This is a genomic window from Aliihoeflea aestuarii (genome assembly GCF_024105665.1).
GTDB lineage: Bacteria > Pseudomonadota > Alphaproteobacteria > Rhizobiales > Rhizobiaceae > Aliihoeflea > Aliihoeflea aestuarii.
In genome coordinates this window covers 59,626-72,459 of record NZ_JAAAMK010000005.1, presented here as the reverse complement: position 1 = coordinate 72,459, position 12,834 = coordinate 59,626, and the positions used below count along the sequence as shown (strand labels likewise).

The window sequence follows — 12,834 nt, the reverse complement described above, 5'->3', positions numbered from 1 at the left end:
CCTCCCTTTTGCACCGTCCCCAACGGAAAGTCGGTTGCAAAGTCAGATAATTGTGTTTTACTCTGAAAATACAAAACAACGTTTCAGCTAATGAAACACGAGGGGTAAGTCAATGAGGATTGCATATGTCGTGCCCGGTCCGATGTCGAAGACGTCGATGGGTGCTGCCGAGATGCAGCGGCGCGAAGAGCTCCTGAACGAATGGGCGTTCGCCGGAACGGAGGTCCGCGTCGTCGACGTACCCAACGGCCCAGCCTCGATCGAATCCGCATATGAAGAAGCGATGTGCGTGCCCGCCACGATCGACCTCATCATGAAATGCGAGCGCGACGGATTCGATGCCGCGATCATCGGCTGTTTCGGCGATCCGGGCCTCGAGGCTGCGCGCGAAATGGTGACAATGCCGGTTGTCGGGCCTTGCGAAAGCTCGCTCCTTCTGGCTGCCGGCCTCGGCCACAAATTCTCGATCCTGACGATTTTCGACAGCCTGATCGCTGGGCAGGAACTTTTGGCCTACCGGGCCGGGGTCAAGCAGAAGCTTGCTTCGGTACGGGCGACGGGCATCCCCGTTCTCGATCTGATGAAGGATCCCGAGGCGACGAAGGCGAAGCTAATCGAGGTTGCGCGGGCTTGCGTGGAAACCGATCGCGCCGACGCGTTCCTGTTCGGCTGCATGACCATGTCGTTTCTCGACATGGCCGACGAGATTTCTGCCGCAGTCGGCGCCCCTGCGGTCAACGCTGGCAAGGCCGCGCTGAAGCATGCCGAGATGCTCGTCTCCATGGGGCTCGCCCATTCCAAAACTGCATTTCCGACCCCGGCGAAGATGAAGGCCGGACAGTCGGTCGAAACCTTGCGCGTCGCCTGACGACGCGCAAACGACAGTCGTCAAATCCAGAGGAGTTTGAGCATGAAGTCCAGCTTCAGGGCGGCCGGTGCGTCCGCCATTCTTGCACTGCTTGCCGCGATGCCGGCTCTGGCCGCGGATCAGATCCGAACGATCGATCTCCTGACCCGCCCTCAGGCCTCGCAGCCTCAGGAGTTCCAATCCGTTCAGCTCATTGCACAGGAATGGCGCAAGCTGGGGCTGGACGTGAACGTCCGTGTCATGCCCTGGGAGCAGATGTCGGACATCGTTTGGTACCAGCGTGACGCATGGGATGCGACGGCCTGGCAGATGGTCGGCCGCCCCGAACGCTCGGACCCGGACGAGATCATCTACAATCTGTTCCATTCCTCGACCGCGGAGAACGGCTACAATTTCATCGGCTACGTAAGCCCGGAATATGATCAGGTCGCCGAGGCGCAGCGCGTCGAGATCGATGAAACAGCACGGCAAGGTCTTGTCCGCGAAGCCCAGGAAATCCTTGCGGCAGATCAGCCCAACATGATGCTGGTAAACCCGCGCCAGACCTTCGCCTTCGACAACACCGTCTGGAACCCTGAATCGGTCGTCGAGCAGAGCGGCATCGGCATCCGCAACACATGGACCTTCATGGCGCTGGAGCCGCTGGGCGAGCGCAAGGACATCATCCTGAATTCGGGCGACAACGTTCAGGCGATCAATCCGCTCTATATTTCGGGCGGCGTTGACAGTTGGGTGTTCGAACTCGTCTACGACCGCCTCGCGCGCGTCGGACCGGACGGCCTGCCGCAGCCCTGGGCGGCGGAAAGCTATGAATGGCGCGACGACCGCACCATCGAGGTCAAGCTGCGCGAGGGCATGGCGTGGCATGACGGCGAGCCGCTGACGGCCGAGGACGTGAAATTCTCGTTCGAAGCCGCCGTCTCGGGCGAAGCACCGATGTACGCGCCCTTCGCCTCCAATATCGAGACGATCGAGGTCGTAGATGACCACAACCTCGTCTTCACGCTCAAGCAGCCGGCGGCATCCTTCATCACCTCCAGCCTTGCCAAGATCAATCTCATCCCGCAGCATGTGTGGGAGCCGATCATCGAGGATCTGAAGACGAAGGAAGAAAACGCCGAGAGCTATCAGGAAGAACGTCCGATCGGCTCGGGACCGTTCAAGTTCGAGCGCTGGCTGACCAATGAGGAGATCGTCCTTTCAGCCAACGCGGACCACTTCAATGCACCGAAGGCCGAACGCTGGATCCTGCGTATCGTGCCCAATGTCGAGGCCGCGCTCGGCATGTTGCGTTCGGGCGAGATCAATTTCCTCGCCGAGTTCACCGGCGATCCGCAGGTGCTTATTCAGGCTGCCGAACAGGACGGCGATCTCGAAGTCGTCTCGACCGTCGAGATGGGCTTCCGCTATGTGGCGTTCAACAACCGCCGCGCACCGTTCGACGACCCGGCCTTCCGCAAGGCGCTGTCGTCGGCCGTAGACCGCCGCCTGATCGTGGGAGCTGCCTTCCGGGGCTTTGCCGAGCCGTCCAACTCGGTCATCTCGCCGGCGCTTGAGTTCTGGTACGACCCTGCCGTCTTCGACGGCTTCGAAATGGGCAGCGATGTCGCCGCGCGCCAGCTCGAAGAAGCCGGCTATACGCTCGAGGGCGGACGTCTCCACTACCCCGAGGGCGTGAGCGAAGAACACGCCAACTGACGTGAAGCCGAGCGCGCCGGCATCCGGCGCGCTCTTTATTCCTTCATTCGAAATACTGCCGGCCGGACCGGCCAAGCAGGGAGCCATCAGATGCCCCACCTGAAGGCGGCGATCAGCCGAACGCTTCAGCTTGCTCTCGTTCTGTGGGCAGTCGTGACGATCCTGTTCCTGATGTTCCGGCTGATGCCCGGCAACCCGATGGCTGCCTATATCGATCCGACATTCACGCTTGAGCAACAGCAGGCGCTGATGGCGCAGTTCGGCCTCGACAAGCCGCTGTGGGAGCAATACTTCATCTATATCGGCAACCTCCTGCAGGGCGAGCTCGGCCAGAGCTTCCGGTATCGCGAACCGGTCGCCACCCGCATCTGGGCGCTTTTGCCGAACACGCTGATCCTCACCTTCTCCTCGCTGATCCTCGCTTATACGTTCGGCATTCTCGCCGGGGCCTATCTGGCCTGGAAGCGTGGCGGCGTCGTGGAAAACGCGGCTATTCCTCTGGTGCTGACGACACGCGCGATGCCCGAATTCTGGCTCGGCATGGTGTTGCTCGCCATTTTCTCGTTCAATCTCGGCTGGTTTCCGGCAGGCGGCACGCGTCCGGCCGGCGCGAGCTACGACAGCTTGTGGGCGCTCTATACCTCGCGTGAGTTCCTGTCCTATCTGGCGCTGCCGGCACTCACGCTGGCCATCTATAGCCAGGGACTGCCGCTTCTCCTGATGCGCTCCAATATGCTCGATGTGATGAAGGAGGACTTCGTCACCATGGCGCGGATCAAGGGATTGTCGAACTGGACGGTCGTCGTGCGCCACGCCGCGCGAAACGCGCTCCTGCCCGTGATGACCTCCTTCGCCATCGCAGTCGGCTACCAGCTTCAGGGCAACGTCGTTGTGGAATCGGTGTTTTCCTGGCCGGGTCTTGGCCGCGAACTGGTCAACGCGGTCTCGGCTTCTGACTACCCGCTGGCGCAGGGCGCGTTCCTGATGATCGCCGTCGTGGTCATCCTCATGAACCTCATCGCCGACCTTCTCTATGCCCTTCTCGATCCGAGGATCAGCCATGCTTGATGCGACGATTGGCAAACGGCCGGGCTTCGTGCGACGCGTCTTCCAGAGCCTTCGATTGCCGCTGAATGATCCGTTCGCCGTCTTCGGACTGTCGATCTATGGCCTCTTCGTCCTGACGGCCATTTTCGCCGACCAGATCGCGCCCTACGACCCGACCGAAATCCTCTACACACCCGACTACATGCTCGCCGCCGATCTGCGGCCGGGCGAGGACGGCCACATCCTCGGCACGACGAGCCTTGGCCGCGACATCTTTTCCCAGATCGTCCATGGCTCGCGCTCGGCGCTGCTGATCGGGCTGACCGCAGCCTTCATGGTGGCGCTCATCGGCTCCATCGTTGGCGTGGTGTCGGGTTATTTTCGCGGCTGGATCGACATTGTGCTGATGCGCCTTGCCGACATCGCGTTCGGCATTCCGTTTCTGCCCTTCGTCATCGTGCTCGCCGCGTTTCTCCAGCCATCGATCTGGAACGTGGTCATCGCGATGGCGCTGGTCCTGTGGCGCGACACGGCGCGCGTCATCCGAAGCCAGGTCCTGACGCTGCGCTCGCGCGGCTATGTCGACGCGGCTCGCGTTGCCGGTTCGTCCGACATGAAGATCATACTGCGCCACATCGCACCGAACATTCTTCCAATGTCGTTTCTTTATGGATCGATCGCTATCGGCTGGGCGATCCTGACGGAAGCATCGATCTCCTTCCTCGGTTTCGGCGATCCGCAGTCCATTAGCTGGGGCTACATGCTCCAGGACGCCTTCGCCAGTCAGGCGCTCGCGAAGCAGGCATATTACTGGTTCGTGCCGCCGGGCGTCTGCATCATCCTCGTCGTGTCCGCCGGGTTCTTCATCACGCGCGGCTACGAAAACATCCTCTTCCCGAAGCTTGGCCGATGACTGAAACGCTGCTTTCCGTTCGTGATCTTCGCGTGAGTTACAAGGTCGGTGCCAGTCGCATCGATGCCGTGGATGGCGCGAGCTTCGACGTTCCGCGCGGCACGATCGTCGGACTGGTCGGTGAATCCGGCTGCGGCAAGACCACCATCGCCAAGGCCCTGACGCGTGTCATCGCCGACAACGCGTCCATCACAGGCGGCCAGATGATGTTCGAGGGACGCGATCTCGTGTCTCTTTCCGAACGGCAGATGAATGCCCTGCGCTGGCGCGAAATCGCCTTCATACCACAAAGCGCGATGAACTCGCTCGACCCCGTCTATACGGTGGAGAGCCAGCTCAACGAGGTGCTGCGCCGACGCGGCGGACTGGGGCGACGCGAGGCGCGCAAACGCTGCGAGGAACTGTTCGAACTCGTCGGCATCGACAAGGGCCGCCTGTCGGATTATCCGCACCAGTTCTCCGGCGGCATGCGACAGCGAGTGGCGATCGCACTCGCGCTGGCGCTCAACCCAAAGCTGGTCATCGCTGACGAACCCGTCACCGCGCTCGACGTGATCGTACAGCGGCAGATCCTCGACCAGTTGCGCGAATTGCAGGCCGCGCTCGGCATTTCCGTCATCATCGTCACGCACGACATTTCGGTGGTCGCCTATATCTGCGACCGCACCGTCGTCATGTATGCAGGCAAGGTCGCCGAGGCGGGATCGATGCAGGCCACCCTGACGGAGCCGTCGCACCCATATACGATGGGTCTGCGCAACGCCTTTCCCGATCTTCAGGGAGCGGCATCGGGCACGCTGACGCCCATCGAAGGCGCACCGCCCAATCTCGCCTTTCCGCCGCCCGGATGCCGCTTCGCCCCGCGCTGCCCCTTCGTGCTGGAGACGTGCCGGCAGGTGAACCCGCCGCTGGAAACCGTCGGCCCGAACCACGTCGCTGCGTGCCATCGCGCGGGTGAAGCCGTCGAGCTTCGCACTCAGGCCGCCCGTGTCGACACCTGGTCCGGAAAGGTGCTCGCATGATCGATCAATTCACTCCGCTTATCGAGATAAACGCCGCGCAGCTCCATTACCGTGTCGGCGGTGCGATGTCGGCGCTGCGCGGCAACCCGCCAGTCGTGAAGGCGGTCGACGGCGTCTCCATCGTCATCCGGCGCGGGGAGAGCGTCGGCCTGCTCGGCGAATCCGGCTGCGGCAAAACGTCGATGGGTCGCCTCCTTCTCAAGCTGGAAGATGTGACAGGCGGCGACATCCTTTTCGACGGACAATCGCTCTCCACACTCAAGGGGGCCGACCTCAAGCGCTATCGCTCGCGGGCGCAGTTCATTTTCCAGAACCCGTTCGACGCGGTGAACCCACGCTTCACGATCCGGCAGACATTGAGCGAGCCGCTCGAAAACGCCGGCATCCCGCCCTCGCAGCGTCAGGACAAGATCATCGCGGCGCTCGAACTGGTGCGCCTGTCCGAGCCACTGCAATATCTCGACCGCTACCCGCACCAGCTTTCCGGTGGCCAGTTGCAGCGCGTCGTGATGGCCCGCGCGCTGATCCTCCAGCCTGAATTCGTCGTGGCGGACGAGCCGGTTTCCATGCTGGACGTGTCGGTGCGTGCGGGCGTGCTCAACGTCTTTCGCGACGTGCGCGACCGGCTCGGCCTGACCGCGATCTATATCAGCCACGACCTCGCCCTGGTTCGCTACGTCTGCGAGCGCACCATCGTGATGTATCTCGGCAAGGTGATGGAGGACGGCCCGACCGAGGACATCGTTCATGAGCCGCTACACCCCTACGCCAAAGCGCTGGTTGCTGCCGTGCCCGTGCCACACCCGGATCAGAGCCACGATCCTTTGCCCATCGGGCGCGGCGCGCCCGACCCGCGCAATCCGCCATCGGGATGCGTTTTTCGTGATCGCTGCCCATACGCATTCGATCGTTGCGCGGTCGAAATTCCGCAATTGCAGCAGGCCGGAACGCGCAAGGTCGCCTGCCATCTCTTCGATGAGGCAAACTGATGCGCTGTGCCGTCTATGAGCGAACGGGGCCGGCGGGTGACGTTCTTAAAATCGTGGATCGTCCCGATCCGGTGCCGCAGGCCGGCGAAGTCCTGGTGCGCGTTCGCGCGTCCGGCATCAATCCGGCCGATGTGAAGCGCCGCGCCGGCTGGAACGGCATGGCCATGCAGCATCCGCTCGTCATTCCCCATTGCGACGGTGCGGGTGAGATCGTGTCGGTCGGCAACGGCGTCGATGCGGCGCGCATCGGTGAACGTGTCTGGCTTTACAATGCGCAAGGCGGCTACGGCAGCGCCGGCCGCGCATTCGGTACGGCGGCGGAACTTGTCGCCCTGCCGCAGGATCAAGCGATCCCGCTTCCCGATGAACTTTCCTTCGAGGCCGGCGCATGCCTCGGCGTGCCTGCAATGACGGCGCATCGCGCCGTCTTCGCCGACGGGCCGGTCGAAGGTCTGACTGTCCTCGTCAATGGGGCGGCGGGCGCGGTCGGCCATTTCGCGGTGCAACTCGCGGCGGCAGGCGGTGCACGCGTCATCGGCACCGTTTCGAATGCACGAGCCGCGGAGCATGTGCGCGCCGCCGGGGCTGTCGAGATCATCGACCGCAAAAGCGAAAAAGTCGCCGAGCGTGTGTTCGAGATCACGGATGGCGCGGGCGTCGACCGTGTGATCGAAGTCGATTTCGGCGCCAATTACGCGCTCGATATCGCGGTTCTCAAGACCAACGGAACCATTGCCTCCTATTCGTCGACGAGCGCGCCGACGCCGCAATTTCCCTACTACGCCTTTGCCAACAAGGGCGCAAACCTTCGCATCGTCCAGGGGTTTGCCATCCCGGACGCGGAGCGCCGGAAAGGCGGGGCGATGATCGCTGCGCTGGCGTCCCGGCAACGCCTCTTCGCAGCCATCGCTCACAGTTTTTCCCTTGATGACATTGCAAAGGCCCATCTCGCCGTCGAGCGAGGTGGCAATCTCGGCAATGTCGTCGTCATCCCCTGAAAGCTTGTCAGAAGAAAGCGACTACGATGTCCCAATCTGCAACGGCCCTGCGGCAGGCCGATCCATCGGGCAAGGAGGCGCGCATATGCGATCCCATCTCGCTGGAAATCATTCGCGGCGCGATCGCCGCCGCGCAATCGGAAATGGAGGCGCTGCTGGAACGCACCGCCATATCCGCCTTCATCCGCGAGAAGAAGGATTTCTACACAGCGCTTTTCGATGCGGACGGCATCATGGCGGTCGGGTCGATGGTGCCGATCTTCGGCGATATGACCAGCCCGGTCTTCGAGACGTTTCCGCCCGACGAGATGAAGCCGGGCGATCTCTATTGGTACAATGATTGCTACGGCTCGCGCGGCGCGGTCTCGCATTCCAACGACCAGGTGCTGCTCGCGCCCGTCTTCAAGGACGGCAAGCGCTGCGCGTTCGTCATGAGTTGGGCGCATTTCGCCGACATCGGCGGCCTGCGCCCCGGCTCGATCAGCCCCGACGCGACCGAAATCTATCAGGAAGGGATCATCATTCCCGTCACCAAGCTGGCCGACCAGGGCAAGGTGAACGAGGCGACCCTGTCGATCTTCCACCGCAATTCGCGCTTTCCCGAGCAGAGCAACGGCGACATGCGCGCGCTGATGGCGAGCGTCGATCTGGGCGTGAAGCGCGTCGGCGAAATCCTCGAACGTTTCGGAGCGGATACGGTCGCGGACGCCTTCTCGCAATTGCTGGACCGTACGCGCAAACTCGTGCGCAGCAAGCTGGCCGACACGTTCGACTACGGCACCCACGCCTTCACAGACGCCATCGATGGCGACGGTCATGGCAACGGTCCGTTCAAGATCCGCTTTTCGCTGACGCGCGAGAAGGGGCCGGACGGCGAGGATCGCTTCCTCTTCGACGCGAGCGAGAGCGACGATCAGGCGCCGGGCCCGGTCAACTATCTGATGAACAGGGGTGTGCCGGGCATGGCGCTCGGCCTTTACTATCTGGGCGGCGATCCCTCGCAGGTCTGCAATGCCGGCGGCCCGAACGCGCTTGACGATGTACGCCTGCGCGAAGGCTCGCTGCTTCTGCCGCGTTTTCCCGCCCCGCTCGGCATGCGCGGCCTGACCACGATGCGCGTGATCTCGGCCATCAACGGGCTGCTCAACGTTGCCGGCGGCGGCGCACCCGCTGCCAATTCGGCTTATGTCATCTCCATCATGCGCGGCAATTTCCGCGCCGAGAACGGAAATCTCGAACGCTTCCTGCTCGCCGACGGCATCGGCGTCGGCTATGGCGCGCGACCCGATGCCGACGGCATCGATGCCGTCTATTTCGTCGCGCAAGAAAACTATCCGGTCGAGTTCCTCGAACTTGGTTATCCCGTGCGCCTGCGCACCTACGGCGTCGTTCCGGATTCGGGCGGCGCGGGAGCAAATCGCGGCGGATGCGGCATCGTGCGCGAATACGAGATCCTCGCTGAGGACGCCGTCCTCGCCGTGCGCATCGACAGCGTGAAGAACCCGCCCTGGGGCATCGATGGCGGCATGTCCGGCGGAACCGGCAAGGCCATCGTCAATCCCGGCACGGATCGCGAGCGGATGCTTGCGCCGCTATCGGACGGCAACAAGCTCGTGCGCGGCGATATCCTGCGCATCGAGACAGGCGGCGGCGGCGGCCATGGCCACCCCTTCGACCGGCCCCTGGCCAAGGTGCTGGAAGATGTTCTCGGCGGCTATGTGAGCCCTGAGGCGGCGCGAACGCTCTACGGCGCCGAGATCGTCGGCTCCCGCATAGACGAGGTTGCCACGAAGCGCCTGCGCGCCCAACGTCCCGCAACAAGCCGTTTCCACCGCAAGGACTATGTCGATGCACTCGACTGATCAGAACCTCTCCATCGCCGTCGACATCGGCGGCACTTTCACCGATATCTCGCTGCTTGACCGTGTCAGCGGCAATGTCTGGCGCGCCAAGACGCCGAGCGTTCCGTCCGATCCCTCCGAGGCATTCCTGGATGGCATCAGGCTGGCGCTCGCCGATGCCGGCGCGCCTGCCTCGGCGTTGCAGCAGGTGCTGCACGGCACGACCGTTGCGACGAACATGATCCTCGAGGACAAGGGCGCGCGCACCGCGCTGGTCACCACGCGCGGGTTCCGCCATGTGCTCGATATCGGCCGCCAGGACATTCCCCGCAAAGCCAATCTCTATACGTGGGTGAAACCGCAGCGCCCCGTTCCCGCTTCGCGCATTCTCGAAATCGACGAGCGTATCGCGCCGGGCGGCGCGGTCGAGCGGGAACTGGATGAGGCAAGCGTGGAACTTGCCGCCGATGCCATCGCGCAGATGGATGTGGAGGCTGTCGCCGTCTGCCTGCTTCATGCCTTCGCAAATCCCGCCCATGAGCGACGCGTCGCTGAAATCCTGCGCGAAAAGCTCCCGGAACTGGCGATCACCACGTCGGTGGATGTCCTTCCGGTGGTGCGCGAATATGAGCGTTCGCTGACGACCGTCCTGAACGCGACGGTCATGCCCGGCGTGACCACCTATGTCGGTCGGTTGGAAAAGCGGCTTGAGGACGAAGCCGTTTCCGCACCGCTTCTCCTGATGCAATCGAATGGCGGCGTCGCGGGAGCCGCAGCAATCCGGCAGGCTCCGGCTCTGACGGCGCTTTCCGGCCCGGCGGCAGGCGTCGTCGGAGCGAAGTCAGTGGCCGCAAGATGCGGCATCGAGGACATCATCACCGTCGATATCGGCGGCACGAGCGCCGATATCTGCCTGATCAAGGGCGGCCATATCGGCCTCACCCAGCACGGCAAGGTCGGCGAATGGCCGCTCCCCCTGCCGATGGTGGACATGGTGACGATCGGCGCGGGCGGTGGCTCAATCGCGGCGGTTGCGGACGGCACGCTTTCGGTCGGCCCGCGCAGCGCGGGGGCCCGGCCGGGGCCGGCGGCCTATGGCTACGGCGGGACTGAAGCGACCGTTACCGATGCGCATGTCGTGCTCGGCCATCTCCCGTCGAAGCTTCTCGGCGGGCGCATGGCGCTCGACGTCGACGCGTCCCGCCGCATCATCGCGGACAAGGTCGCCGGGCCGCTCGGCCTGTCGATCGAAGAAGCCGCGCGCGGTATCCTGGCCATCGTCGACAATCACATGGTCGGTGCGGTGCGCGTCGTCTCGGTGGAGCGCGGCCACGATCCGCGCCGTTTCACGCTGATGCCCTTCGGCGGCGCCGGGCCGCTGCATGGCTGCGCGCTGGCTGAACTGCTCGGCATCTCGCAGGTGATGATCGCACCCGCGCCCGGCGTGCTGTGTGCGGACGGGCTGCTTGCGGCCGACCTCAAGGCCGAGTTCAGCCGCACCCTTCCGCGCGCCGGCGCCATCGACGGCGAAATCGCCCGATCGGTGTTTGCGGAGCTGGAAGCCCAGGCGTCCGACTGGTTCGACATCGAGGGCGTACCCGGCGAAAAGCGCCGCCTGCGCCGCGTCGCCCTCCTGCGCTATCATGGGCAGGGCGGCGAACTGGCGATCGAATGGGTCGACGGTTCGTCCGCGCTGGAAAAGGCGTTCGCCGAAGAGCATCAGGCACTCTACGGCTTCACGCTGGAGTCGGCGGTCGAACTCGTCACCTTGCGCGTGGAAGCGGCGGGGCTGACGGCCAGCGCTCCGACCGGTACCGTATCGGAGGACTCAACCGTCGAGCCTTACGACAAGGTTCGCGTTCACCTGCCCGCCGGCGAGGCGGACGTGCCTCTCGTGGATCGCGCTGGACTTGGCTCGGGTGCGACGTTCACGGGCCCGATGATCCTGACGCAGCTTGACACGACCACATTCGTTGCGCCGGGCTGGTCCGGCACTGTCGATCCGTCCGGCGCGCTCATTCTTTCCCTTAAGGAGAACATCTCCCGATGACCGAGACGAACGAACGGCTCGACGCCGTCTTCGCCCATATCGAAGCCAATCGCGACGACTTCGTCACGCGCGTGATGGACTATGTGCGCCATCCCTCGATCAGCGCCCACGACATCGGCATTCGCGAAGTCGCGGCGCTGCTCGTCAATCATCTGGAGGGCTTGGGCTTCGAGGCCGAGGCCGTCGCCACGCGCAATCACCCGATGGTGCTCGGCAAGCGCATCGTCTCGCCCGACAAGCCGACCGTGCTTCTTTACGGCCATTACGATGTGCAGCCGCCGGACCCGCTGGAGCTCTGGGAAAGCCCGCCCTTCGAGCCCACGATCCGCAACGGCAGGATCTATGCGCGAGGGATCGGAGACAACAAGGGGCAGCATTTCGCGCAGCTTCTGGCCATCGAATCGCATCTTGCCGTCCATGGGGAGCTGCCATGCAACGTCATCTTCCTGCTGGAGGGCGAAGAGGAGATCGGTAGTCCCCACATCGCCGAGTTCGTGCGCGAGCACGCCGACCGGCTCGATGCCGACCTCGTCGTGACCTCGGACGGCCCGCTCCATGAGAGCGGCGCACCGGTGGTCACCTTCGGCGTGCGCGGGGTGGCCGGGTTCGAGCTGCGCGCCCGCACCGCCTCGCGCGACGTTCATTCGGGAAATTTCGGCGGCGTCGTGCCCAATCCGCTCTGGACACTCGTCCACCTGCTCGCCACGATGAAAAGCCCGGAAGGCGAAATCACAATCGCCGGTCTGACCGAGCCGGTCATTCCCGCCACCAATTCGGAACGCGAGGCGGTTTCGAGATTGCCGCTCGATCTCGACGCCGTGAAAGCCGACCTCGGACTGACGAAACTCGATGAGCCGCGCGAACGCGGCTATTACGACCGGCTGATGTTCCATCCAACGCTGACCATCAACGGTCTTCACGGCGGCTATGCCGGACCGGGCATGAAGACGGTCCTGCCATGCGAGGCGTTCGTCAAATGCGACATCCGCCTTGTCGAGCCTCTGACGCCCGACTACGTTTTCGAAAAGGTGGCCGCACATGTCGCTGAGCACGCGCCTGATGTCGAGTTCGTGCCGCTCAACGGCATGCTTCCGTCGAAGACGCCCATGGATTCCCCGTTTGTCCCGCATATAAGGCGCGCGGTGCTTGCGGCGCGCGGCGTCGAACCGCTGATGTATCCGACCGTCGGCGGCAGCCTTCCCGACTACGTGTTCACCAAGATCCTCGGCAAGCCCGCCTTCGTCATCCCCTACGCGAATGCCGACGAGGCCAACCACGCGCCGAACGAGAACCTCGAGATCGTCCGTTTCATCGACGGAATCCGCACGGGCGCGGCGCTCCTGCAGGAGCTCTCAGCCTGAATACCCAGACCGGTATCACGATGGTAGATAGCTGCTGTTGGACTTAT

Annotated in this window: 10 protein-coding genes; all 10 read left to right on the top strand. The window is 63.7% G+C overall.

The window, feature by feature from the left end:
• Positions 1-112: 112 nt before the first annotated feature.
• Positions 113-868: an aspartate/glutamate racemase family protein gene (locus GTW25_RS12215; RefSeq protein ID WP_252912407.1), complete on the top strand. Its 756-nt coding sequence runs from the start codon at positions 113-115 to the stop codon at positions 866-868.
• A 42-nt stretch (positions 869-910) separates the two neighbouring features.
• A complete protein-coding gene (locus GTW25_RS12210) occupies positions 911-2,566 on the top strand; it encodes an ABC transporter substrate-binding protein (protein ID WP_252912406.1) in 1,656 nt (551 codons plus the stop codon).
• 90 nt (positions 2,567-2,656) lie between these two features.
• Positions 2,657-3,634: an ABC transporter permease gene (locus GTW25_RS12205; protein ID WP_252912405.1), complete on the top strand. Its 978-nt coding sequence runs from the start codon at positions 2,657-2,659 to the stop codon at positions 3,632-3,634.
• Positions 3,627-4,526: an ABC transporter permease gene (locus GTW25_RS12200; RefSeq protein WP_252912404.1), complete on the top strand. Its 900-nt coding sequence runs from the start codon at positions 3,627-3,629 to the stop codon at positions 4,524-4,526. Before GTW25_RS12205 ends, GTW25_RS12200 begins: the two co-directional genes overlap by 8 nt.
• Complete coding sequence (locus GTW25_RS12195) at positions 4,523-5,548, top strand: ABC transporter ATP-binding protein (RefSeq protein WP_252912403.1); 1,026 nt, start codon at positions 4,523-4,525, stop codon at positions 5,546-5,548. The genes GTW25_RS12200 and GTW25_RS12195 overlap by 4 nt, the downstream gene beginning before the upstream one ends.
• On the top strand, positions 5,545-6,537 hold the full coding sequence (locus GTW25_RS12190; protein ID WP_252912402.1) for an ABC transporter ATP-binding protein: 993 nt from the start codon (positions 5,545-5,547) through the stop codon (positions 6,535-6,537). The genes GTW25_RS12195 and GTW25_RS12190 overlap by 4 nt, the downstream gene beginning before the upstream one ends.
• Positions 6,537-7,535: an NADPH:quinone reductase gene (locus GTW25_RS12185; protein WP_252912401.1), complete on the top strand. Its 999-nt coding sequence runs from the start codon at positions 6,537-6,539 to the stop codon at positions 7,533-7,535. The genes GTW25_RS12190 and GTW25_RS12185 overlap by 1 nt, the downstream gene beginning before the upstream one ends.
• Positions 7,536-7,561: 26 nt before the next feature.
• Entirely contained in the window at positions 7,562-9,397 is a 1,836-nt protein-coding gene (locus GTW25_RS12180) for a hydantoinase B/oxoprolinase family protein (RefSeq protein ID WP_252912400.1), read from the top strand.
• Positions 9,384-11,426 carry a hydantoinase/oxoprolinase family protein gene (locus tag GTW25_RS12175; protein WP_252912399.1) on the top strand — a complete coding sequence of 681 codons (2,043 nt, stop codon included), beginning with the start codon at positions 9,384-9,386 and terminating at the stop codon, positions 11,424-11,426. The genes GTW25_RS12180 and GTW25_RS12175 overlap by 14 nt, the downstream gene beginning before the upstream one ends.
• Positions 11,423-12,787, top strand: a complete 1,365-nt coding sequence (locus tag GTW25_RS12170; RefSeq protein ID WP_252912398.1) for a M20/M25/M40 family metallo-hydrolase — start codon at positions 11,423-11,425, stop codon at positions 12,785-12,787. The genes GTW25_RS12175 and GTW25_RS12170 overlap by 4 nt, the downstream gene beginning before the upstream one ends.
• Positions 12,788-12,834: the final 47 nt, after the last annotated feature.